Consider the following 21,056-nt stretch of genomic DNA (forward strand, 5'->3'; position numbering starts at 1 on the left):
CGCCCTCTGGCACCCCATCAAGTCCGGACTTTACGCGAATGACCGACAGCTTGTCGACCCAAGGCGCGCCTGCTGCGCCGACCCAATGGATCAAGCCTCTGACGGTGATGACGCTGGTGCAGATCGCCGCCACGGGCAGCATTCTCGCGCTGACCGCGCTGGCGCCCGAAGTCGCGCAAAGCCTTGGCATCGGGGCGCATTGGATCGGCTATCAGATCAGCCTGATCTACTTCTCGGGCATGTTCGCCTCGGGCTTTGCCGGTGCGGTGGTCGAGACCCTGCGCGCCGAGCGGGTGATCCGGCTCGAACTGGCGATTTTCGTGCTCGGGCTGCTGATGCTGGCGAGCGGCCAGCCGGTGCTCATGGTGCTTGCCTCGCTGCTCTTCGGTATCGGCTATGGGCTCAACAATCCGGCCTCTTCGGTGATCCTGCATCGGTTCACCCCGCGCCGCAGCCAGAGCCTCGTGTTTTCGATCAAGCAAAGCGGCGTGCCACTCGGCGCGGTGCTGGCCAATGTGCTGCTGCCTGCGCTGGCGGTGGCGCTTGGGGCGGGCTGGCGCGTGGCGCTGGTGCTCGCGGCGCTGCCACCGGCGCTGCTGCTGCTGTGGTCGCTGCTCACCGACCGGCCCGAACCGATCCAGCGCGGTGCCGCCTCCGAGGGGGTCTGGCGCCGCATGCTGCGCGAGCAGAAGGCGATCCACGCGGACCCGCGGCTGCAGACGCTCGCCCTGCTCGGAGGGCTCTATTCGGCGCTGCAACTCATCGCCACCGCCTTCATCGTGGTCATGCTGGTCGAGCATGGATGGACGCTGGTGGCCGCAGGCAGCGTCGCCGCCGCCTCGCAACTGATGGGTGCGTTTGGCCGCGTCGCATGGGGGGTGGCGGCGGACCGTCTGGGCGGGTTCCGCACGCTGGCGCTGATCGGGCTGATCGCCGGGGGCATCCTGTTTTCGCTCTACTGGATCGCCGAGTTTCCCGCGGTGCTGCAGGTGATCCTTCTGGCCGGGCTTGGCGGTGTCGCCTCGGGCTGGAACGGCGTGTTCCTCGCCGCCGCCGCGCGCACCGCGCCGCAGGGCAAGGTGGGCGCCAACACCGGCGCGCTGCTGGTCTACACGTTCATCGGGGTCATTATCGGCCCGTCCTGCTTTGCCTTCATCTACGGGCTGGTGGGCGACTACGGGCTGGGCTTCACGCTGTTTTCCGCGGTCGGCTTCCTTGGCGCACTGCTCTCATGGCGGCAGGTGCGCGCGCAGGCGCGGGCCGGGCAGGCGGCCTAAGCCTGCCTCTCGCGGTGTGGCAAGCGAGTGATGAATTTTCGGGCTAAGCCGCGCCTCTGAGGCGCTGCCGGCGCCGAGAACGCGGCGGACTCGTTGACAGGGTTTCTGCATTAGTCCGGACAATAGGGATGGCAGCAGCGGCGCAATGCCGCCCAAGGCAGCCATCCGGACCCATGCCCCGAGACGGCGGACAAGACATGCTCAAGCCCCTCCACCCCCAGCGGCACCCGCACCGCAGCGCCGTCCCCGCGGGGACACTTCTTGCGCGGCTCCGCCGGGACACGGCTGTCCCCGCGGGGACGGGTGGCGGCACAGGACGCATATCCGGCAAACGTCTATTTTCTCATCACCGGTGCACAGCGCTTGACCGCGCCGCTGGCAGGCCGGCGCGGCGTGCGGAAATTTTCCCGCGCCGCTCTGGTCATTGCCCCCGCCCGCACCCAGCACAGCCGCAAGAGCAGCCGTATCCCCACGGCTGGGAAAGGACCTCTGACATGGAACAGGAGCTGACCGCCCTGCTGGGCCGCGCGCCCTCGGAAGACGAGCTTGCCATCGCCCGCGACCAGCGCGCGCGGGTCGAGACCGGCATTTTCGCCAACCCGCTGCTGGACCCGCCGGGCAATGGCACGCTGCGCCCGATGGGGCGCTGCGGCGCACTGGCGGCCACCGATCCTTTCGCGGAGGGCGGGGCATGACGCTGATCACCATCGCCGAGCTTCAGGGGCGACTGGACCGGGGCGAGACCACCTCGGTCGCGCTGCTCGAGGATCTGCAGGCGCGCATCGCCGCGCGCGGCACGCTCTCGCCGTTCCAGCGGCTCGAATGGGAGCGCGCCTATCAGCAGGCCCGCGCCGCCGATCTCGCCCGCCGCGACGGTGCCCCGCTGGGTCCGCTGCAGGGGGTGCCTATGGCGCATAAGGACATGTTCGACCGCAAGGGCTCGACCATCGGTTGTGGCGGTCACCCCTCGGCGCGCAAGACCGCGCAGGGCACCGCGGCGGTGCTCGACCGGCTCGACGCTGCGGGCGCGGTGGATTTCGGGCGGCTGCAGATGTCCGAGTTCGCCATGGGCCCGACCGGGCAGAACCACCACCACGGCATGCCCGAGAACCCGGCGGTGCCGGGCGGCGTGCCCGGCGGTTCCTCCAGCGGCTCGGGCGTCGCGGTGGGCATGGGGCTGGTGCCCGCGGCGCTCGGCTCGGACACCGGCGGCTCGATCCGTGTGCCCGCCGCCTGCAATGGCGTCGTCGGCTTCAAGCCCGGCCTTGGCGTGGTGCCGCTGACCGGGGCCATGCCGCTGAGCTGGACGCAGGACACCGTCGGCCCGCTCGCCGCCAGCGTCGATTGCGCCCGGCGCGTGCTGTCGGTGATCTCCGGCGGGCGCACCCGCGCCACCGCCCAAGACCCCGGCCGCCTGCGCATCGGGTTCGACCGCGGCGGCTTCGTCGAGGGCGCCTCGGAGCGGATGCGCGCCGCCATGGCCGAGCTGCGCGCCGCGCTTGGCGGGCAGGGGCATGAGACCGTCTCGCTCGACATGGGGTTCTTCTCGGATCTGACCGAACCGGCGAATGTCATCGCCATCTCCGAGGCCGCGACGGTGCATGCCGACCGGCTGCGCGACGCGCCCGAAACCTATGGCACGCAGGTGCGCGCGCGGCTGGCGCAGGCGGCGGGCATTCCGGCGCAGGCCTATCTGCGCGCCCGGCAGATCCGCGAGATCGCCATGGCCCGCACCGAGGCCGAGATCTTCGGTGCCGCCGATCTGATCGTGCTGCCCGGCCTTGCTGATGTGGCGCCGCAGGCCGAGGCGCTGGTGCACGCGCAGGGCGCCGAGATCGCCCGGATGATCTCGGGCATGACCGGTTTCACCCGTCCCGGCTCGATCCTTGGGCTTCCGGTTCTGACCCTGCCCGTGGCATGGACCTCGGACGGGCCGCTCAGCGTGCAGATCATGGGGCCGCGCGGCTCCGAGGATCTGATCGCCGACCTCGCACAGACCTTCGAGGTCGCCCGCCCGCAGATGCAGGGCGCGGTGGCCGAACCCGCATGACCGCTCGAAAGGCATAAATTGATGAAAGATATCGCACTCCCCGGCGCGCTCGACGCCGCCGCCCTCGACACGCTGTTCCTCGAGGCGCGCTCGCAGAACGCGTGGCAGGACAAGGACATCCCCGAGGAGATCCTCGAAAAGCTCTATGACCTGACCAAGATGGGCCCGACCTCGGCGAACTGCGCGCCGGCGCGCTTCGTCTTCGTGCGCAGCAAAGACGCCAAGGAAAAGCTCAGCCCGGCCATGTCCAGCGGCAACCGCGAGAAGACCATGACCGCGCCGGTCACGGTGATCGTATGCCACGACATCGAATTTTACGAAAAGCTCGGCGAGCTCTTCCCGCACGCCGACGCCAAGCCGTGGTTCACCGGATCCGAGGCGATGATCAACGACACCGCCTTCCGCAACTCCTCGCTGCAGGGCGCTTACCTGATGCTGGCCGCGCGCGCGCTGGGGCTCGACTGCGGCCCGATGTCCGGCTTCGATCCGGCGGCGGTTGAGGAGGCCTTCCTTGCGGGCACCACGTGGAAGGTGAACTTCATGATCAACCTCGGCTATGGCGAGCCGTCGAAAGTGTTCGACCGCCTGCCGCGCCTGAGCATGGAAGACGCCTGCAAGATCGTCTGAGCCCGATGCCGGCGGTGGCGGCCCGGGCTGCCACTGCCCCCGTCGCTTCCTCTTGGCACAAATATCCCGGGGTGAATTGGCCGCAGGCCAAGAGGGGCAGCGCCCCTTTCGCCCTTCGGGCAGCACAGAGGCCGCGCACGCCCCGCGCTGAGGCCAACCCCCTTTCCCCTTCCGCCTCATTCCGCTAAGGACCGGACCCAAGCGAAACCAAGCCGGGCCGAGAGATGAAATTCACGCTTTCCTGGTTGAAAGACCACCTCGACACCTCCGCCACGGTGGACGAGATCACCGAAGCACTGACCGATCTGGGGCTCGAGGTCGAAGGGGTCGAGAACCCCGCCGAGCGCCTGTCCGATTTCAAAATCGGCAAGGTGGTCAAGGCCGAGAAACACCCCGACGCCGACAAGCTGCGCGTCTGCACGGTGATGACCGATGCGGGCGAGAGCCAGATCATCTGCGGCGCGCCCAACGCGCGCGAGGGGATCACCGTTGTCGTGGCCACGCCCGGCACCTATGTGCCCGGCATCGACACCACCATTCAGGTCGGCAAGATCCGCGGCATCGAGAGCTTCGGCATGATGTGCTCCGAGCGCGAGATGGAGCTGTCCGAGGAACATGACGGCATCATCGAGCTGCCCTCGGGCGAGGTCGGCGAGCGGTTCATCGACTGGTTGGCGGCGAACGATCCGGCCAAGGTCGACCCGGTGATCGAGATCGCCATCACCCCGAACCGGCCCGACGCACTGGGTGTGCATGGCATCGCCCGCGATCTTGCGGCGCGCGGTCTTGGCACGCTGAAGGCGCTGCCCGAGGTCACCGTGCCCGGCAGTTTCGCCTCGCCGATCAACGTGACGATCGACGAAGACACGCTTGACGATTGCCCGGTGTTCTATGGCCGCGTCATCCGCGGCGTGAAGAACGGCCCGTCGCCGGAGTGGCTGCAGGACCGGCTGAAGGCCATCGGCCTGCGCCCGATCAGCTTCCTCGTCGATGTGACCAACTATTTCACTTTCGACCGCAACCGCCCGCTGCACGTCTTTGACGCGGGCAAGGTGTCGGGCGACCTGCGCGTGCACCGTGCCAAGGGCGGCGAGACGCTGGAGGCGCTGGACGAGCGGACCTACACGCTCGAGCCGGGCATGGTGGTGATCTCGGCCGGGGACACCGTCGAAAGCCTCGGTGGCGTCATGGGCGGCGAGCCCACGGGCGTTTCGGACGAGACCGTGGATGTCTTCCTCGAGGCGGCCTATTTCGAGACCGTCCGCACCGCCTACACGGGCCGCGCGCTGAAGATCAATTCCGACGCCCGCTATCGCTTTGAGCGTGGCATCGACCCTGCCTCGGTGGCGCCGGGCATCGAGGCGGCGACCGCGATGATCCTCGAGATCGCTGGCGGTGAAGCCTCCGAGGTGATCGTTGCTGGCACCATCCCCGACGTGAGCCGCGCCTATAAGCTCGACACCGACCGGGTGATCAGCCTCGTCGGCATGGAGATCCCGGCACAGGAGCAGCGCGCCACGCTGACCGCTCTGGGCTTCACGCTCGAGGGCGACATGGCCTCGGTGCCGAGCTGGCGTCCCGACGTGATGGGCGAGGCGGATCTGGTGGAAGAGGTGGCCCGCGTCGCCTCGCTGACCAAGCTGCAGCCGCAACCCATGCGCCGCGCGCAGCCGGGCGTGCCGAAGCCGATCCTCTCGCCGATGCAGAAGCGCGAGCAGGTGGCCCGCCGCACCACGGCGGAGCTGGGCTACAATGAGTGCGTGACCTACAGCTTCATCGATCAGGCGGCGGCCGAGATGTTCGGCGGCGGCACCGATGCCACGATGCTGGCCAACCCGATCAGCTCGGAGATGAGTCACATGCGCCCCTCGCTGCTGCCGGGGCTGCTGCAGGCGGCCTCGCGCAATCAGGCGCGCGGCTTTGCGGATATGGCGCTCTTTGAATGCGGTCCGGCCTTCGCTGGCGGTGAGCCGGGCGAGCAGGCGACGCAGGTGACCGGCATTCTCGTCGGGCGCACCGGTCCGAAGGACGTGCATGGCGCCTCGCGCCCGGTGGATGTGTTCGACGCCAAGGCCGATGCCGAGGCGCTGCTGGCGGCCATGGGGGCCCCGGCGAAGATGCAGATCCTTCGCGGCGCCGAGGAATGGTGGCATCCGGGCCGTCACGGCAAGCTCTGCCTCGGCCCCAAGAAGGTGCTGGGCGTCTTCGGCGAGCTGCACCCCAAGGTGCTGCAGGAGATGGACGTGAAAGGCCCTGTCGTGGCCTTCACGCTCTACCCGCAGGAAATCCCGCTGCCGCGCAAGACCGATGCGGCCCGCCCGGCGCTGGCGCAGAACGATCTGCAAGCGGTGGAACGTGACTTTGCCTTTGTCGTGGATGCGGAGGTTGCCTCGCTCGATCTGGTGAGCGCCGCTGCGGGTGCCGACAAGGCGCTGATCGAAGAGGTCCGCGTGTTCGACGAGTTCATCGGCGGCAGCCTCGGCGAGGGCAAGAAGTCGCTCGCCATCACCGTGCGCCTGCAGCCCAGCGACAAGACGCTGAAGGAAAAGGACATCGAAGAGGTGGCGGCCAAGATCGTCGCCAAGGTCGAAAAGGCCACCGGCGGCGCGCTGCGCGGCTGACTTCTGGCTCCAAGAGATGAAAGGCCCCGGTGGAGCGATCCGCCGGGGCCTTTTTTGTTGGCGCAGGGGGGCGGCGAAGTGCCGCCTAGGTCCCCGGGCGCTTGGGCGGGGTCATCTCGGCGCCGCTCAGCACGCCATCGCCGTTGCGATCCATGCGCTTGAACATCTGCCGCGCGCCGCCGGTGAATTCGGCCTGCGTGATCACGCCATCGCCGTTGCTGTCCATGCGCGGACCGCCGGGCCGGCCCGCAGGTGCGCCGTCGCGTGGGGCGGGGCGATTGGCCGAGCCTTGGCGCGGGCCGCGCGGGCGGGCTTCGTCCTGCGAGAGCCTGCCGTCGCGATTGGCGTCGAGCCGGGCGAACATGCGCGCGCTCTGCGCCTCGGCCTCGGCGAGGGTGACCCTGCCGTCGCCATTTGCGTCCATCTGCTTGATGGGGTCACCGCCCGGGCCGCCTTGGGAGGCAGCCTGCGGCTGGGCCGCGAGAGCGGTGGTGGAAACGAAAAGGGCGGCTGCTGCTGCAATCAGAGGGTTCATCGGGCGTCCTTTCTGCCTGTGACCCCTCTGATACGCAGCGCGCAGAGCATTCCGTCGCGGGCTTAGCCTTCGGCGGTGAACTCATCATAGGCGGCCAGCGCCTTGGCGGCATACATCAGGCCCGGCCCGCCGCCCATCTGGATCGCCATACCGCAGACGTCGGCGATCTCTTCGCGGGTGGCGCCGAGACGGACCAGCGCGCTGACGTGGCTGAGGATGCAGGAATCGCAGCGGATGGCGATGCCGATGCCGAGCGCCACATATTCCTTCTGCTTGTGGTCCAGCGCGGCCTCGGCGGAGGCGGCCTTTTCCATCTCGACGAAACCCGCGAATGTGTCGGGGATGGCCTTGCGCAGTTCGCGCAGTTCGCGGCGTTTGTCGGCGAGTTGTTCCTTGTAGGACATATCAGTCTCCTGGAATGTATTTCGCCCCTCCAGACCATGATGGCGGCGGCGCAGCCTTGATGCAGATCAGACAAGAGCAGGGTAGCCGGATTGCGTGGCGCGCAGGGCAAAAAGGCCCCGCTGGGCGGGGCCTTGCCGGTGGTCCGATATGGCCGGGATCAGCCGAGCAGGCGACGTGCAATCACTTGCGCCTGAATCTCCGCGGCACCCTCGAAGATGTTGAGGATGCGGGCGTCGCACAGGATGCGGCTGATCGAATACTCCAGCGCGAAGCCGTTGCCGCCGTGGATTTGCAGCGCGTTGTCGGCATTGGCCCAAGCCACGCGGGCGCCGAGCAGTTTTGCCATCCCCGCCTCGAGGTCGCAGCGGATGCCCTCGTCTTTCTCACGGGCCGAGAAATAGGTGAGCTGGCGGGCGATCATGATTTCCACCGCCATCATCGCCAGCTTGCCCGAAACGCGCGGGAAGGCGATCAGCGGCTTGCCGAACTGCTTGCGCTCCTGCGCATAGCGCATCCCCACGTCGAGCGCCGATTGCGCCACGCCGATGGCGCGGGCGGCGGTCTGGATGCGGGCGCTCTCGAAGGTCTCCATGAGTTGCTTGAAGCCCTTGCCCTCTTCGCCGCCGAGCAGGTTCTCGCCCTTCACCTTGAAGCCGTCGAACCCCAGTTCGAACTCCTTCATGCCGCGATAGCCCAGCACTTCGATCTCGCCGCCGGTCATTCCGGGGGTGGGGAAGGGGATCTCGTCGTCGCCGGGGGTCTTTTCGGCGAGGAACATCGACAGGCCCTTATAGTTGTCGCTGCCCGGATCGGTGCGGGCGAGCAGCGTCATCACATGGGCGCGGGCGGCATGGGTGATCCACGTCTTGTTGCCAGTGATGGTGTAATCGCCGCTCTCGTCCTTTACCGCGCGGGTGCGCAGCGCGCCGAGGTCCGAGCCGGTGTTGGGCTCGGTAAAGACCGCGGTGGGCAGCGTCTCGCCGCTGGCGATGCGGGGCAGCCATTTCGCCTTTTGCTCTTCGGTGCCGCCCGCGATGATCAACTCGGCGGCGATCTCGGACCGGGTGCCAAGCGAGCCGACACCGATATAGCCGCGCGAGAGTTCCTCGGAGACCACGCACATGGACGCCTTGCTGAGGCCAAAGCCGCCGTGTTCCTCGGGGATGGTGAGGCCAAAGACCCCCATCTCCGCCAGTTCCTCGATCACCTCAATGGGGATGTAATCATCCTTGAGGTGCCAGTCATGCGCGTAGGGCTCGACCTTTTCCACGGCGTAACGGCGGAACTGCTCGCGGATCATCTCTAGCTCGTCGTCGAGCCCGGTGCGGCCCACGGTGATCTCGGCGGCGCGCTCCTGCATCAGTTCGACAAGGCGCGTGCGGGCGCTCTGGCTGTTGCCGCGCGCGGCGAGGGTGCCGGCGGCGCCGGTCATCAGCGGCGCGGCGGCAGAGACGGGCAGGCCAAGATCGCTGAGGCGCACCATCTCGCCCTGATTCATCTGGATGCCCCCGGCGATCTGGCTGAGGTATTCGCCAAAGCCGATCTGCAGAAGCAGCTGTTCGATCTCGCCGAAGGTGCCCTCGGCGGCCATGCGCTCGGCCCAGCCGTGCAGCTGCCGCAGCGACTCGGCATAGGTGGCGAGCCATGCCAGACCATGGGCGGCGAACTGGTTTTCCTCGATCAGCCGACCGGAGACGCGGCCGTCTTCCTCGGTCAGGGCGCGCAGGGCGCTGCGGGCCTCTTCAAAGATCTGTTCCACCGGGGCCAGCGCCGCGCCGGTGAGCCCCAGAAGATCGTCCAGAATCGTGCCGTCCTTCAGCATGTCACCCTGTCCGTCATGCGCCATGAATCATCTCCTCCTCGTGCCAGAGAGGGGATAGCGATTTTGCAGTCGCAGCGCAACAAAAATACCCTGTGATAAAATCATGCGACTTAATATTACCCTATCGTTCGGGGCTGTCGCGGCGAAGCGCCCGTGATATGAGCCACTTATGGACGCGCTTTTCTCTCTCGTATCACCGCAGACCTTTGCCCTCGCCTTCGCTGTCGCAGCACTGGCGGGCACGGTGAAGGGCATGGTGGGCTTTGCCATGCCGATGATCATGATCTCGGGGCTGGGATCGGTGGTCGGTCCCGAACTGGCGCTCGCGGGGCTGATCCTGCCGACGCTGGCGACCAACGCCTTTCAGGCCTTTGGCGAGGGGCCGCGTGCGGCGTGGGAGACGGTGAAACGCTTCAAGGTCTTTCTGATCGTGGCCTTTGTGATGCTGGCGCTTTCGGCGCAGTTGGTGCGGGTGCTGCCGACGCAGGTGCTGCTGGCGATGATCGGCGGGCCGGTGGCGCTCTTTTGCCTGATGCAGCTGGCGGGATGGCGTCCGAACCTGCCGAACGGCTCGACCCCGAGGCTCGAGGCGACGGTGGGCGCGGTGGCCGGGTTCATCGGCGGCATGTCGGGGGTCTGGGGGCCGCCCTTCGTGGCCTATCTGACGGCGATCGGCACCGAAAAGCGCGATCAGATTCGCGTGCAGGGCGTGGCCTATGGGCTAGGGGCGATCTCGCTGACCGCCGCGCATACGCTCTCGGGGGTGCTGAACGCGCAGACCGCGCCCTTCTCGGCGGCGCTGCTGATCCCGGCGCTGGGGGGCATGTGGCTGGGCCGCCGCGTGCATGACCGGATCGATCAGGCGATGTTCCGGCGGATCACGCTGATCGTGCTGCTGGTGGCGGCGCTGAACCTGCTTCGGCGGGCGTTCTTTGGCTGAGGGCGGATGAGGGGCGCTGCCCCTCTGCCCTGCGGGCATTCACCCCGGCGTATTTTCAAAGAGAAGAAGGGCCCGGTTCGGTCAAGTGGCCCCGTCTTGCGGATCAGTCGAAGAACAGCTCGGGGTAGCCGGTGCGCGGGTCGGGCGCGCGGCGGAAATGCACCGGGGCGAGGCCGAGGATCACCTCGGCGGTGGTGCGCACGATCGACCCTTCGAGCAGATGCCCGCCGAGCATCTGGCCGCGCGAATCCGACACCGAGATATGCAGATGGGGGCCGTCCTTCGAGAAGGTGCCCGACAGTGAGACGATCTCGAGCGTCACCTCCAGCAGCATCGCGCTGTCCTTTCCGGCGGGGCGCAGGGCGACTTTGGAGAGGCTGCCGACACAGGCGACGACGAATCCCGCATGCTCGCGCTCGGCTGCAAACGCGGCCTGCAGGGCGGCGCGCAGATCATCGCCGGGCAGCAGGCGCAGCGCGAGGAAGCGAGTCGCCGCGCCGGGCCATAGGGATTTGAGATCTGCGAACTGCGGGGTTTCGGGGCTCATAGGCCAAGAGTGACACAGGCCGGGGCGATCTCCTACGCCCATCGCAAGACCTGTCGCGCTTCGGCGTCAGTTCGCGCGTTTGGCCAGCCAGTCCGAGGCCGCCGCAAGATCGCCCTGCCCAAGACCATGCCCGGCGGGCAGCAGGCGGGCGTCGAGCGCCGCGCCGCAACGCTCCAGCCAGTCATTGAGCGCCGGGGCGTAGCGGCCATAGGGATCGGCCTCACCGGCGAGTGTCAGCACCTCGAGATGCGACAGATCCGGTTCGGGCGGCTCTTCCAGCACCAGCATGGGACGCAGGAGGATCGCGCGGCGCAGCAGCTTGGGGTGCAGCGCCATGAGCGCCGCGGCGAAATTGGCGCCGTTGGAATAGCCCAGCACGGTGAGGCGCGCCGGGTCGATCCGCTCTTGCTGCAGAAGCGCGGGCAGGGCTTCGGAAAAGGCCTGCGCCTCGCTGCGGATCTGCGCCTGATCGAAGCGCGCCATCTCCAGCCGCCGGAACCAGCGGGTCACCCCTTCGTCGGTGGCGCGGCCGCGCAGGCCCAGAAGCGTGGCCCGCGGTGCCAGCATCTGCCCCAGCGGGATGAGATCGGTCTCTGTGCCGCCGGTGCCATGCAAGAGCAGCAGCGCGGAGCCATCCGCGGCGTCGGGGCGGTGCAGGTGATGGGCGAAGGCGGCGGTGGTCATGGCGCGTGTCCGAGTTTGTTCCTTGAAAGAAGATAGAGGCGCGCGGTGCTGCTGTCGCCCCGCCGTCCTGCGCGCCATCGCGGGGGGCCTGTTCACCGGCGCAGGGTCTCGCGTCGCAAGGTTGCAGGGTGCCTGCACGGCGCGATGCTGCTAGGAGGGGCGGGACCACAGGAGAAGGGCCGGGGCACACCCGGCGGTTCAGGCGCATGTTCGACTTTTCACACCCGTTCTTCCGTCCGCTCTGGCTGCGCGTGGCGATCACCGCGGTCTGCCTTGGCTGGGGGCTTTTGGAGATCGCCATCGGCGGACCGGGCTGGGCGGTGGTTTTTCTGGGGCTGGGGGCGATCTGCGCCTACAAGCTGCTCATCGCCTATGAGCCTCCGGCGGATGGGAAATAGCACTGCGCGGCGGGCTTTGGCGAAGGGATATCGCGGGCTGCCGCAGCCTGCGCAACGGAAGCCGGATTTCTGGGAGATATCCGGTTGACCACGCCCGCAGAACCTTCTAGAGAGCGCAACACAGTAGGGGTATAGCTCAGCTGGTAGAGCGACGGTCTCCAAAACCGTAGGTCGCGGGTTCGAACCCTGCTGCCCCTGCCACGTACCACCGCCCAGAGGGCCGGGTTGGTGCACCACTCTTTCCGAGATTTCTGACATTGTTTGCGCAGCGCATCTGCTTGCGCGCTTCGTTGCGTCTGGCGAGGCCGATCGGTCGGCTTTCCGCCAATGTAAGCTGCCTTGGGAAAACATGTTTCGCCTCTTGCGGGAATTGCCCTAAGGTCAGGGCGAGACGTTATTTTACGAATTCTACCGAGATCTTGATTTCCGAGACACCGACATGAGCGTTGCCAGCCCGCGGCTCCGGCCATCTTTTCCCACGCTCCGCGGCGCCTTTCGGCGCTTTGTCGCATCCGGCGTAATCCGCTCTAAGGGACGGAAATCACAAAACAGTTTTCCTTGTGTGAGGAACCGGTCGCGGTGGCTGCGCGTTCTCGTCGGTGCCTCGTCACATTGGCGATACATCGATTCGCCATAAGGCGGGCGAACAGTGAAGGAACATGCCCGGATGCCGACCTTTTCCGCAGGCAAGATTGCCCGCACCTCGTACCGCAGCTTGTTCATTTCCGACCTCCATCTCGGCGCGCGTGCCTGCCGGTCGGGGCCGATCCTCGAGTTTCTGCGCGGGGTCGAGGCCGAGACCATCTATCTCGTCGGCGACATCTTCGATCTGTGGCACGGCGGGCGGCTGCATTGGGCGGCGGCGCATGATCAGATCATGGCCGAGCTGCGGAGCCGGGCGAAGGACGGGACGCGGGTGGTCTATCTGCCGGGAAATCATGACGCCAAGATGCGCGCGCCCGGTGCGGCGATCGAGGGGTGGGAACTGCGTGAGGCGGTGATCCACCACGGCGCGGACGGGCGGCGCTATCTCGTGCTGCATGGGGATCAATGCGATCCGCGGATTCTGCGCTGGCACTTCATGACCCGGCTTGGCAGCCGCATCGACGCCTCGCTGCGCCAGCTCGACGCCTATCTGCGCCGCCGCGCGGGGCTGACCGAATGGGAGCAGAGCTTTGTGGACCGGGTCTTCGGCTGGGCCAACGGAATGCTGGCGATGGGTGACGGGTTTGAGCGCAAACTCACGCGGCTGGCCGAGGCGGCCGGTGCGCGCGGGGTGATCTGCGGTCATTCGCACAAGCCGGGCGTGCGCCTGCGCAGCGGCATCACCTATGCCAATTGCGGCGATTGGGTCGACAGCCTCACCGCGCTGGCCGAGGATTTCGACGGGCGGCTGCAACTGGTGAGCTATGAGCGCGCCCCGGCGGCGGCACTGCCGCGCCCGCTGCCCGCCCGTGCCGCCGAGGCCACACCCGAAAAAGGCGCCTTGGCCGAGGGGGCGATGTGATGCTGACGCTGCTGCTGCTTTTAGTGCTTGTGCCGCTGGCGATCCATCTGCTGAGCGCGGTGCTGGCGGGCGCACGTTATGTGGGGCCCGAGCAGAGGCCTGCGCAAGCGGATCTGCCTTTCGTGTCGCTTATCCGCCCGGTCTGCGGGCTCGATGCCTTTGACGAAGAGACGCTGGCCTCGTCCTTTGTGCAGGACTACCCGAACTATGAGGTGATCTTTTGCGCCGCGCGAGACAAGGACGCCGCGGTGCCGCTGGTGCGGCGGCTGATCGCGGCGCACCCGCAGGTGCAGGCGCAGCTGCTGATCGGCGACGTGGCGCAGACCGGCAACCCCAAGCTCAACAACCTGTTCAAGGGGGTCGCGGCGGCGCGCAGCGAGCATCTGGTGATGACCGACAGCAACCTGCTGCTCGATCGCGATTATCTGACGCGGCTTGTGGCGACATGGCGCGAGGGCACCGGGCTGGTCTCGGCCCCGCCCGCAGGCAGCCGCCCCGAAAACTTCTGGGGCGCGGTGGAATGCGCGTTTCTCAACAGCTCGCAGGGTCGTTGGCAACTGGCGGCGGACAGCCTTGGGCTGGGCTTTGCGCAGGGCAAGACGCTGTTCTGGCGGCGCGATGTGCTGGAGGCGGGCGGCGGGCTGCGGGCGCTGGGGCGCAACCTCGCCGAAGACGTCGCCGCGACCAAACTGGTGCGTGCGCAGGGGCTGAAGGTGCGGCTGTCTCAGCGGCTCTTCTCGCAGCCCATAGGCAGCCGGGCGGCGCGCACGGTCTGGGACCGGCAGCTGCGCTGGTCGCGGGTGCGGCGCGACGGGTTTCCGGGGCTTTTCATCGGTGAGATCGCGCAGGGCCCGCTTCTGGCGCTGCTTGGCCTTATCGGCCTGATCACCCTTGGGGCGGCGCCGCTGTGGGCGCTGCCGGTGCTTCTGATCCTGTGGTACGGTGCGGAATGGACCCTGTGCAAAGTGGCGGGCTGGCCTGCCGGTGCGCGGGATGTCGCGGCCATGCTGATGCGCGACCTCTTGCTTCCGGCCATTTGGGTGGCCACATGGGCGGGGCGCGGAATCTCCTGGCGCGGAACGGATATGGCTCCCGGCAGCACACCCTCCTCGGCTGCGGGGCCTGCGGAGTAAGACCTTGATCGGACTGGAAACGGTAACCGCCCTCATCGCCAAGGAGGGGCTGGCGATCCTCGCCCCCATCGCCATGCTCGAAGGGCCGATCGTGACGGTGATCGCCGCGTGGCTGGCGAGCCGCGGCCTGCTGGACATCTGGAGCGTGACGCTGGTGGTGATCGTCGCCGATGTGGTTGGCGACGTGCTCTACTACGGCATTGGGCGCTGGGGGCTGACCCGGCTGCCGCAGCGCTGGCTGATGAAGATGGGGCTGAACCGGGCACGGTTGGCGGCGCTGGCGGGGCATTTTCACCACAAGGGCGGGCGCACGCTGGTGATCGGCAAGATCACCCATAGCGCCGGCGCGCCGATCCTCGTGGCCGCGGGCATGGCGCGCATGTCGCTGTGGCGCTTCTTCTGGGTCAACACGCTGGCGACCATTCCCAAAAGCCTGTTCTTCGTGGCGCTCGGCTACACGCTGGGCTCGGCTTACAGCCAGATCGACAATTGGATCGCCCGCGCCTCGCTGGTGCTTCTGGGCGGGCTGGTGCTTTTCGCCGTGGGCTGGGGGCTGCGCCGCGGGCTGAAGGTGGGAGTGAAGAAATGACCGAGATCGCGCTCAGCTGCATCATCCCCGCCTATAACGAGGCGCCGCGCATCGGCGGGGTGCTGCAGGCGGTGCTGGACCATCCGCTGATCGGAGAGGTCGTGGTGGTCGACGACGGCTCTGGTGATGGCACTGCCGAGGCCGCCGAGGCGGCGGGGCAGGGGCACGGGCATCTGCGGGTGCTGCGTCAGCCCCGCAACGGCGGCAAGACACGCGCCGTCGCGCGCGGCATCGCCGAGGCGCGCGGGCAGCATGTGCTGCTTCTGGACAGCGATCTGCTGGGACTGGGGCCAGAGCATCTGTCGGCCTTGGCCACGCCCGTGCTGCAGGGCCATGCCGGGGCGGCGATCAGCCTGCGCCGCAACGCGCCGCTGCTGTGGCGGATGATCGGCATCGACTATATCTCGGGCGAGCGGGTGATGCCGCGCGCGGTTCTGGCCTCGCAACTGGCGGCGCTCGAGGCGCTGCCGCGCTTCGGGCTCGAAGTGTTCATGAACCGGCTGTGGATCGACGCCGGGCTGCGCGTGGCCGTGGTGCGCTGGCCCGAGGTGGAAAGCCCCTATAAGCACGACAAGCGCGGCGGCTGGATTACCGGGCTGCGCGCCGATGCGGCGATGCTGGGGGATATTTTCCGCACCGTGCCGCCCACCGAGACGCTGCGGCAGGTGCTGGCACTGCGCGCCCGTCGGGTCTGAGCGCCAATCTCGCGTCGCGGCCCCCTTGATCGCGCCGCGCAGGCAGCCCAAGACTGCGCCGATGATTGATGCCTTCCTCCTGCCGCTGCAGCGCCGCCTGCTGCACCCCGTCGCCCGCAAGCTCTATGCCGCCGGGATAAAGGCCGATTGGATCACGCTGGCGGGCTTTGGCTTTGGTCTTGCCGGGGCCGGGGCGGCGGCGCTTGGGCTTCCGGGGCTGGCGCTGGCGGGGCTCGCGGCAAACCGTCTCGCAGACGGCTTGGATGGCGAGGTGGCGCGCATGGCCGGGCCGAGCGACCGGGGCGCCTTTCTCGACATTGCGCTGGATTTTCTGTTCTACGCGCTCTTCCCGCTGGGCTTTGCGCTCGCCGATCCCGAGGCCAACGCGCTTGCAGCGGCCTTGGTGATCGCCAGCTTCATCGGCACCGGCTCGTCCTTCCTCGCCTTTTCGCTGATCGCCGAGCGGCGCGGGATGACGGCGGCGGAGTACCCCTCAAAGGGCATCTACTACCTTGGGGGGCTGACCGAAGGCGCCGAGACCATCGTCTTTCTGGCGGCGATCTGCCTCTGGCCGGGTGCCTTCGCGCCGCTGGCCTGCATCTTTGCGGCGGCCTGCGCGATCACCACGGCGACCCGCATATTGGCGGGATGGCGGCTGTTCCGCTGATCGTCCCCTTGGGTGCATAGGCGTTGGGGTGCGACATTCCGTATATTGAATGTGAAAGGGGATGCGCCTAGATTTCTGACAGGCGGATGCCGCCGGGGCATCCGGGCATTGCAAGGAGTGCAGGATATGACACTTGATCGTGCTGTCATGCTGTTTGCCGGGTTCATGGTGCTGCTGAGCGTGGCGCTGACCGTGTGGGTGTCGCCCTATTGGGTGTGGCTGACGGTCTTCGTCGGGCTTAACCTGATGCAGGCATCGGTGACCGGGTTCTGCCCGGCAGCGATGATCTTCCGCAAGCTGGGCGTAAAGTCGGGCACCGTTTTCACATAAGCCACACGGGCGGTTTTCCGCTTCGGAACGGCAGGCGGGGAACCGTGGCGGGCCTGCGCGGGTTTGTCCTGCAAGCCCCGGGAGGGGCATTGGACGAAACCCGGAGGAACCCATGTCCTTTGCAAACATCATCCGCCGTGCCGCCAAAAGCTATGCTGCGAGCACCCATCACAGCAACCGACCCGTGCGCCGCCGTCCGGTGAAGCGCAGCCACAGCCAGAAGCTGCGGCTGGCCGAGCGAGCGCTGCGGGAGGTGAAGCGGCGCGTCTGACACCTTATGCAGCGGACGCGGAATCAAACATGAAAAAGGGGCGGTCCCAAACGGGCCGCCCCTTTCCTGTGCGGGGGAGGTCCCCCGCGAAATCCGATGCTCAGGCGAGCTGGATGTTCACGGCGCTTTCGCGACCGTCACGGCCGGCTTGCAGCTCGTAGGTCACTTTCTGGTTGTCGGCGAGGCCGGTCAGGCCCGAACGCTCAACAGCCGAGATGTGCACGAAAACGTCCTTGGAGCCGCCATCGGGTGCGATGAAGCCGTAGCCCTTGGTGGTGTTGAACCACTTCACGGTGCCAGTTGCCATGGGTTAAACCCCTTTCCTGTCTTGTGCTGCCCACGGAACTGCGGCAGCCCGGCGTAGAAACGTCTGTATCGATAGACTGCGTGCCGGGTCGGAACTGGGTCGTCGAATAGAAGCCTAAGCGGCCTCAAGCGTTACATGGCAATTCTCTAATTTCAAGGGGATTCGGCCACTTCCGGGCGGGCCCCGGCCTTCACGCGCTGAAGATAATCGGGATTTACACACAGCGTTTGGCGAAGGATCGCCGGTGCCGCGCAGGGGCGCAGGGCGCCGATCAGATCGGCCCACGCCTGTTAGCGGGCAGGATGGGGCCGGGACGGGGCCGGGAGGGGCTTGCGGCGCGGCTGCCCTTGCGGCACCTCTAGGCGAAACAGGGAGACCATCGATGCAGCAACTGATGATCGGGATCGCCATGGGGCTGGGCGGCACCGTGGCTATGGACCTCTGGGCGCTCTGCCTGCATCTCGTGCTGGGCTATCCGCGTCCGGCATGGCGCAACCCCGGCCGCTGGGTCGCGCATGTGGCGCGCGGCAAGGTCTTCCACGACGACATAAACGCCGCCGAACCTGTGCCGGGCGAAAGCGCCATCGGCTGGACCTTCCACTATGTGGTGGGGGCCATCTACGGCGTGATCTTCGTGCTGCTTGCGGGGAAGGGCTGGCTGGAAGCGCCCACATGGGCGCCGCTCTGGGCCTTCGCGCTGGTCACCATCGCGGCGGGATGGTTCTTGCTGCACCCCGGCATGGGGCTGGGCTGGGCGCTGTCGAAAACGCCCACCCCCTGGAAGGGGCGGGCGCTGGGTCTCATCGCCCATACCGTCTTTGGTCTGGGCATGTATGCGATGGCGCTGATCGCCACCTGAGCGTCAGATCATCGCCCAGTCGGTAAAGCGGAACGTGGGTTCTGGCTCGGGATCCCGTTTCTTCGGTGCCGACTGGCGGGATTTCTGTGCGGACTGCGTGTTCATTTTGAACTCTTGAGGTCTATGCGTGTGTTTCGCGGAAGGCCGGGCGCTTCGCCGCATCTTCCGCGAGCGGGCACCTAATGATCCACGCGCCGAAACGAAAGACCCCGCGCACGAATGTGTACGCGGGGTCATCTTCATTTTCTGAAATGCTGGGCGGAGTGCCGCTCAGCGGGCGAATTTCTTGAACTTCACCCGCGTCGGTTCCAGCGCATCGGCACCGAGACGGCGCTTCTTGTCTTCTTCGTAGTCCTCGAAGTTGCCCTCGAACCATTCCACATGCGCTTCGCCCTCGAAGGCGAGGATGTGGGTACAGATACGGTCGAGGAAGAAGCGGTCGTGCGAGATCACCACGGCGCAGCCGGCGAAATCGACAAGCGCGTCTTCGAGCGCCCGCAGGGTTTCCACGTCGAGATCGTTGGTCGGTTCGTCGAGCAGCAGGACGTTGCCGCCCTCTTTCAGCAGGCGCGCCATGTGCACGCGGTTGCGTTCACCACCCGAGAGCAGGCCGACCTTCTTCTGCTGGTCGCCGCCCTTGAAGTTGAACGCACCGCAATAGGCGCGGCTGTTGATTTGCGCGTCGCCCAGCTGGATGATTTCCGCACCGCCCGAGATCGCTTCCCAGACGTTGGCGTCCGGATCGAGATCGTCGCGCGACTGGTCGACATAGGACAGTTTGACCGTGTCGCCGTAGGTGACGGTGCCTTCGTCGGGCTGTTCCTGACCGGTGAGCATCTTGAACAGCGTCGATTTACCGGCGCCGTTGGGGCCGATCACGCCGACGATGCCGCCCGGCGGCAGCGAGAAGTCGAGGTTCTCGATCAGCAGCTTGTCGCCCATGGCCTTCTTCAGGCCTTCGACCTCGATCACCTTGCCACCAAGGCGCGGGCCGTTGGGGATGACGATCTGGGCGCGGCCGACGCGCTCGCGTTCGGACTGGCCCGCCATCTCTTCATAGGCGGCGATACGGGCTTTCGACTTGGCCTGACGCGCCTTGGCGCCCTGACGCATCCACTCAAGCTCACGCTCGAGGGTCTTCTGCTTGGCCTTGTCTTCGCGGGCTTCCTGCGCGAGGCGCTTGGCTTTCTGCTCCAGCCAGCTCGAGTAGTTGCCCTCGTAGGGGACGCCGCGGCCACGGTCGAGCTCGAGGATCCAGCCGGTGATGTCATCGAGGAAGTAACGGTCGTGCGTGACGCAGAGGATCGTGCCCTTGTACTCGATGAGGTGGTTCTGCAGCCAAGCGATGGTCTCGGCGTCGAGGTGGTTGGTCGGTTCGTCGAGCAGCAGCATGTCGGGCGCTTCAAGCAGCAGCTTGCAGAGCGCGACGCGGCGCTTCTCACCACCCGACAGCGTGGTCACATCCGCCTCGTCCGGCGGGCAACGCAGCGCTTCCATGGCGACGTCGATCTGGCTGTCGAGATCCCACAGGTTCTGCGAATCGATCTCGTCCTGCAGCTGCGCCATCTCGTCGGCGGTCTCGTCGCTGTAGTTCATCGCCAGTTCGTTGAACCGGTCGAGCTTGGCCTTCTTTTCGGCCACGCCGAGCATGACGTTGCCGCGCACGTCGAGCGAGGCATCAAGCTCGGGCTCCTGCGGCAGATAGCCGACCTTGGCGCCCTCGGCGGCCCAGGCCTCGCCCGAGAAGTCCTTGTCGATGCCCGCCATGATGCGGAGCAGGGTCGATTTACCGGCGCCGTTGACGCCGACGACACCGATTTTCACCCCGGGCAGAAAGCTGAGACGGATGTTCTCGAAGCATTTCTTGCCGCCGGGATAGGTCTTGGAGACGCCGTCCATGTGGTAGACGTACTGATAGCTGGCCATCGGTTCCTCCGGTGAAAAAGCTTTGCGGGGGTGTATGGCACCGCGACGGGGGAAAGCAAATGCCTTGTTTGCCGGGATGCGGCCCGCTCCCTGTGGAAAAATGCGGTTGATCCCCGAGCGAAATCCTGTGTCTTTGGGCATTCATTCCTAAAGGAAGGGGCGCAATGCTCTGGAATGCGTATGAAACCGGCTTTCATCTGCGGGCCGTACAGAGGATCGGATTGCTCGGCGGATCGTTCGACCCGCCGCATGAAGGCCATGTGCGCATCACTCTGGAGGCGTTGAAGCGCTTTCGCCTCGACCGGATCATCTGGCTGGTGAGCCCCGGCAATCCGCTCAAGGTTCAGGGCCCGGCACCGCTGGAGGCGCGGATCGCGGCGGCCCGCGCAATGATTCAGCATCCGCGGGTCATGGTCAGCGGCTTTGAGGCGCTGGCCGGGACGCGGCACACGGCCCGCACGCTGGCGCTGCTGCAGGCGCGGCACCCCGGTGTGCGCTTCACATGGCTGATGGGCGCCGACAATCTGGCGCAGCTGCACCGCTGGGAAGACTGGCGCGAGATCATGCGCCGGGTGCCGGTAGGGGTGCTGGCGCGTCCGGGCAGCCGGTTGGCCGCGCGCGAGTCGGTGGCGGCGACGGTGTTTCGCCACGCGCGCCTGCCGAGCCGGGCCGCGGCGGTGCTGCCGCTTGCCACGCCGCCGCGCTGGTGCTTCGTGAACCTGCCGATGTCGGACCTCAGTTCCACGGCCATTCGTGCGCGGACGCGTGCCGAACCGGCGCAAATGTGAAGTAGTCCCGCGTGCAGGACGCTTGCTGCGCCTCACTCGCTTCGGTTAGATCGGCGGCATGAACCGCGGTCTGTCTCG

At 67.1% G+C, this 21,056-nt stretch carries 23 protein-coding genes and 1 tRNA gene; 17 read left to right on the forward strand and 7 right to left on the reverse strand.

What is annotated here, in order from left to right; all coding sequences use genetic code 11:
- Positions 1–38: 38 nt before the first annotated feature.
- The 5 genes from AYJ57_RS10130 (at position 39) to pheT (ending at position 6,575) form a co-directional block, all read left to right on the forward strand.
- A complete protein-coding gene (locus tag AYJ57_RS10130; protein WP_193789482.1) occupies positions 39–1,277 on the forward strand; it encodes an MFS transporter in 1,239 nt (412 codons plus the stop codon).
- A gap of 494 nt (positions 1,278–1,771) precedes the next feature.
- The gene (locus AYJ57_RS10135) at positions 1,772–1,972 is read left to right on the forward strand and encodes a hypothetical protein (RefSeq protein ID WP_066104504.1); all 201 of its coding nucleotides are present in this window, start codon (positions 1,772–1,774) and stop codon (positions 1,970–1,972) included.
- The gene (locus AYJ57_RS10140; RefSeq protein WP_066104507.1) at positions 1,969–3,327 is read left to right on the forward strand and encodes an amidase; all 1,359 of its coding nucleotides are present in this window, start codon (positions 1,969–1,971) and stop codon (positions 3,325–3,327) included. The genes AYJ57_RS10135 and AYJ57_RS10140 overlap by 4 nt, the downstream gene beginning before the upstream one ends.
- A 21-nt stretch (positions 3,328–3,348) precedes the next feature.
- A complete protein-coding gene (locus tag AYJ57_RS10145; RefSeq protein WP_066104509.1) occupies positions 3,349–3,954 on the forward strand; it encodes a malonic semialdehyde reductase in 606 nt (201 codons plus the stop codon).
- Positions 3,955–4,178: 224 nt separating this feature from the next.
- Positions 4,179–6,575, forward strand: a complete 2,397-nt coding sequence (gene pheT / locus AYJ57_RS10150) for a phenylalanine--tRNA ligase subunit beta (RefSeq protein ID WP_066104512.1) — start codon at positions 4,179–4,181, stop codon at positions 6,573–6,575.
- Between the two features lie 85 nt (positions 6,576–6,660).
- Here the strand turns inward: pheT and AYJ57_RS10155 are convergent, their stop codons facing one another.
- The 3 genes from AYJ57_RS10155 to AYJ57_RS10165 all read right to left on the reverse strand — a co-directional run bounded on the left by AYJ57_RS10155 (position 6,661) and on the right by AYJ57_RS10165 (position 9,361).
- Positions 6,661–7,110 carry an EF-hand domain-containing protein gene (locus tag AYJ57_RS10155; RefSeq protein WP_066104515.1) on the reverse strand — a complete coding sequence of 150 codons (450 nt, stop codon included), beginning with the start codon at positions 7,108–7,110 and terminating at the stop codon, positions 6,661–6,663.
- 62 nt (positions 7,111–7,172) lie between these two features.
- A complete protein-coding gene (locus AYJ57_RS10160) occupies positions 7,173–7,514 on the reverse strand; it encodes a carboxymuconolactone decarboxylase family protein (RefSeq protein WP_066104517.1) in 342 nt (113 codons plus the stop codon).
- A 158-nt stretch (positions 7,515–7,672) separates the two neighbouring features.
- A complete protein-coding gene (locus AYJ57_RS10165; RefSeq protein ID WP_066104520.1) occupies positions 7,673–9,361 on the reverse strand; it encodes an acyl-CoA dehydrogenase family protein in 1,689 nt (562 codons plus the stop codon).
- A 145-nt stretch (positions 9,362–9,506) separates the two neighbouring features.
- Here AYJ57_RS10165 and AYJ57_RS10170 point away from each other — a divergent pair, with 145 nt between their 5' ends.
- Positions 9,507–10,277 (forward strand): sulfite exporter TauE/SafE family protein, encoded by a 771-nt coding sequence (locus tag AYJ57_RS10170; RefSeq protein WP_066104525.1) that lies wholly within the window; start codon positions 9,507–9,509, stop codon positions 10,275–10,277.
- A gap of 103 nt (positions 10,278–10,380) precedes the next feature.
- Here the strand turns inward: AYJ57_RS10170 and AYJ57_RS10175 are convergent, their stop codons facing one another.
- Positions 10,381–10,824 (reverse strand): PPC domain-containing DNA-binding protein, encoded by a 444-nt coding sequence (locus AYJ57_RS10175; protein WP_083191210.1) that lies wholly within the window; start codon positions 10,822–10,824, stop codon positions 10,381–10,383.
- A 66-nt stretch (positions 10,825–10,890) separates the two neighbouring features.
- Complete coding sequence (locus AYJ57_RS10180; protein ID WP_066104529.1) at positions 10,891–11,508, reverse strand: alpha/beta hydrolase; 618 nt, start codon at positions 11,506–11,508, stop codon at positions 10,891–10,893.
- 206 nt (positions 11,509–11,714) lie between these two features.
- Between AYJ57_RS10180 and AYJ57_RS10185 the strand changes: the two genes are divergently transcribed.
- The 9 genes from AYJ57_RS10185 to AYJ57_RS25865 all read left to right on the forward strand — a co-directional run bounded on the left by AYJ57_RS10185 (position 11,715) and on the right by AYJ57_RS25865 (position 17,098).
- Positions 11,715–11,906, forward strand: a complete 192-nt coding sequence (locus AYJ57_RS10185; protein ID WP_066104532.1) for a hypothetical protein — start codon at positions 11,715–11,717, stop codon at positions 11,904–11,906.
- Between the two features lie 125 nt (positions 11,907–12,031).
- Positions 12,032–12,107, forward strand: a tRNA-Trp gene (locus AYJ57_RS10190).
- Between the two features lie 466 nt (positions 12,108–12,573).
- Positions 12,574–13,413, forward strand: coding sequence for a UDP-2,3-diacylglucosamine diphosphatase (locus AYJ57_RS10195; protein WP_066104536.1), 840 nt, complete (start codon positions 12,574–12,576; stop codon positions 13,411–13,413).
- Positions 13,413–14,546 carry a ceramide glucosyltransferase gene (locus AYJ57_RS10200; RefSeq protein ID WP_066104539.1) on the forward strand — a complete coding sequence of 378 codons (1,134 nt, stop codon included), beginning with the start codon at positions 13,413–13,415 and terminating at the stop codon, positions 14,544–14,546. Before AYJ57_RS10195 ends, AYJ57_RS10200 begins: the two co-directional genes overlap by 1 nt.
- Before the next feature lie 4 nt (positions 14,547–14,550).
- Positions 14,551–15,135, forward strand: coding sequence for a DedA family protein (locus tag AYJ57_RS10205; protein ID WP_066104541.1), 585 nt, complete (start codon positions 14,551–14,553; stop codon positions 15,133–15,135).
- The gene (locus AYJ57_RS10210; RefSeq protein ID WP_157374051.1) at positions 15,132–15,830 is read left to right on the forward strand and encodes a glycosyltransferase family 2 protein; all 699 of its coding nucleotides are present in this window, start codon (positions 15,132–15,134) and stop codon (positions 15,828–15,830) included. The genes AYJ57_RS10205 and AYJ57_RS10210 overlap by 4 nt, the downstream gene beginning before the upstream one ends.
- A gap of 61 nt (positions 15,831–15,891) precedes the next feature.
- Entirely contained in the window at positions 15,892–16,497 is a 606-nt protein-coding gene (locus AYJ57_RS10215; RefSeq protein ID WP_066104546.1) for a CDP-alcohol phosphatidyltransferase family protein, read from the forward strand.
- A gap of 126 nt (positions 16,498–16,623) precedes the next feature.
- On the forward strand, positions 16,624–16,827 hold the full coding sequence (locus tag AYJ57_RS10220) for a YgaP family membrane protein (protein ID WP_066104548.1): 204 nt from the start codon (positions 16,624–16,626) through the stop codon (positions 16,825–16,827).
- A gap of 112 nt (positions 16,828–16,939) precedes the next feature.
- On the forward strand, positions 16,940–17,098 hold the full coding sequence (locus AYJ57_RS25865; RefSeq protein ID WP_157374054.1) for a hypothetical protein: 159 nt from the start codon (positions 16,940–16,942) through the stop codon (positions 17,096–17,098).
- 100 nt (positions 17,099–17,198) lie between these two features.
- On the opposite strand, the gene AYJ57_RS10225 is transcribed toward AYJ57_RS25865, so the two are convergent.
- Positions 17,199–17,405 (reverse strand): cold-shock protein, encoded by a 207-nt coding sequence (locus AYJ57_RS10225; protein ID WP_066104551.1) that lies wholly within the window; start codon positions 17,403–17,405, stop codon positions 17,199–17,201.
- Positions 17,406–17,787: 382 nt separating this feature from the next.
- On the opposite strand from AYJ57_RS10225, the gene AYJ57_RS10230 reads away from it, so the two are divergent.
- Positions 17,788–18,264 carry a DUF2938 domain-containing protein gene (locus AYJ57_RS10230; RefSeq protein ID WP_066104554.1) on the forward strand — a complete coding sequence of 159 codons (477 nt, stop codon included), beginning with the start codon at positions 17,788–17,790 and terminating at the stop codon, positions 18,262–18,264.
- Positions 18,265–18,534: 270 nt separating this feature from the next.
- Here the strand turns inward: AYJ57_RS10230 and ettA are convergent, their stop codons facing one another.
- The gene (gene ettA / locus AYJ57_RS10235; protein ID WP_066104557.1) at positions 18,535–20,190 is read right to left on the reverse strand and encodes an energy-dependent translational throttle protein EttA; all 1,656 of its coding nucleotides are present in this window, start codon (positions 20,188–20,190) and stop codon (positions 18,535–18,537) included.
- A 164-nt stretch (positions 20,191–20,354) separates the two neighbouring features.
- On the opposite strand from ettA, the gene AYJ57_RS10240 reads away from it, so the two are divergent.
- Complete coding sequence (locus tag AYJ57_RS10240) at positions 20,355–20,978, forward strand: nicotinate-nucleotide adenylyltransferase (RefSeq protein WP_066104560.1); 624 nt, start codon at positions 20,355–20,357, stop codon at positions 20,976–20,978.
- Positions 20,979–21,056 lie beyond the last annotated feature (78 nt).

The organism is Salipiger sp. CCB-MM3, from assembly GCF_001687105.1.
Classification (GTDB): domain Bacteria; phylum Pseudomonadota; class Alphaproteobacteria; order Rhodobacterales; family Rhodobacteraceae; genus Salipiger.

Coding starts and splice junctions, on each gene's coding strand:
- AYJ57_RS10130 (WP_193789482.1), top strand. CDS start 39: ATGACCGACAGCTTGTCGACCCAAGGCGCGCCTGCTGCGCCGACCCAA.
- AYJ57_RS10135 (WP_066104504.1), top strand. CDS start 1,772: ATGGAACAGGAGCTGACCGCCCTGCTGGGCCGCGCGCCCTCGGAAGAC.
- AYJ57_RS10140 (WP_066104507.1), top strand. CDS start 1,969: ATGACGCTGATCACCATCGCCGAGCTTCAGGGGCGACTGGACCGGGGC.
- AYJ57_RS10145 (WP_066104509.1), top strand. CDS start 3,349: ATGAAAGATATCGCACTCCCCGGCGCGCTCGACGCCGCCGCCCTCGAC.
- pheT (WP_066104512.1), top strand. CDS start 4,179: ATGAAATTCACGCTTTCCTGGTTGAAAGACCACCTCGACACCTCCGCC.
- AYJ57_RS10155 (WP_066104515.1), bottom strand. CDS start 7,110: ATGAACCCTCTGATTGCAGCAGCAGCCGCCCTTTTCGTTTCCACCACC.
- AYJ57_RS10160 (WP_066104517.1), bottom strand. CDS start 7,514: ATGTCCTACAAGGAACAACTCGCCGACAAACGCCGCGAACTGCGCGAA.
- AYJ57_RS10165 (WP_066104520.1), bottom strand. CDS start 9,361: ATGGCGCATGACGGACAGGGTGACATGCTGAAGGACGGCACGATTCTG.
- AYJ57_RS10170 (WP_066104525.1), top strand. CDS start 9,507: ATGGACGCGCTTTTCTCTCTCGTATCACCGCAGACCTTTGCCCTCGCC.
- AYJ57_RS10175 (WP_083191210.1), bottom strand. CDS start 10,824: ATGAGCCCCGAAACCCCGCAGTTCGCAGATCTCAAATCCCTATGGCCC.
- AYJ57_RS10180 (WP_066104529.1), bottom strand. CDS start 11,508: ATGACCACCGCCGCCTTCGCCCATCACCTGCACCGCCCCGACGCCGCG.
- AYJ57_RS10185 (WP_066104532.1), top strand. CDS start 11,715: ATGTTCGACTTTTCACACCCGTTCTTCCGTCCGCTCTGGCTGCGCGTG.
- AYJ57_RS10195 (WP_066104536.1), top strand. CDS start 12,574: ATGCCGACCTTTTCCGCAGGCAAGATTGCCCGCACCTCGTACCGCAGC.
- AYJ57_RS10200 (WP_066104539.1), top strand. CDS start 13,413: ATGCTGACGCTGCTGCTGCTTTTAGTGCTTGTGCCGCTGGCGATCCAT.
- AYJ57_RS10210 (WP_157374051.1), top strand. CDS start 15,132: ATGACCGAGATCGCGCTCAGCTGCATCATCCCCGCCTATAACGAGGCG.
- AYJ57_RS10215 (WP_066104546.1), top strand. CDS start 15,892: ATGATTGATGCCTTCCTCCTGCCGCTGCAGCGCCGCCTGCTGCACCCC.
- AYJ57_RS10220 (WP_066104548.1), top strand. CDS start 16,624: ATGACACTTGATCGTGCTGTCATGCTGTTTGCCGGGTTCATGGTGCTG.
- AYJ57_RS25865 (WP_157374054.1), top strand. CDS start 16,940: ATGTCCTTTGCAAACATCATCCGCCGTGCCGCCAAAAGCTATGCTGCG.
- AYJ57_RS10225 (WP_066104551.1), bottom strand. CDS start 17,405: ATGGCAACTGGCACCGTGAAGTGGTTCAACACCACCAAGGGCTACGGC.
- AYJ57_RS10230 (WP_066104554.1), top strand. CDS start 17,788: ATGCAGCAACTGATGATCGGGATCGCCATGGGGCTGGGCGGCACCGTG.
- ettA (WP_066104557.1), bottom strand. CDS start 20,190: ATGGCCAGCTATCAGTACGTCTACCACATGGACGGCGTCTCCAAGACC.
- AYJ57_RS10240 (WP_066104560.1), top strand. CDS start 20,355: ATGCTCTGGAATGCGTATGAAACCGGCTTTCATCTGCGGGCCGTACAG.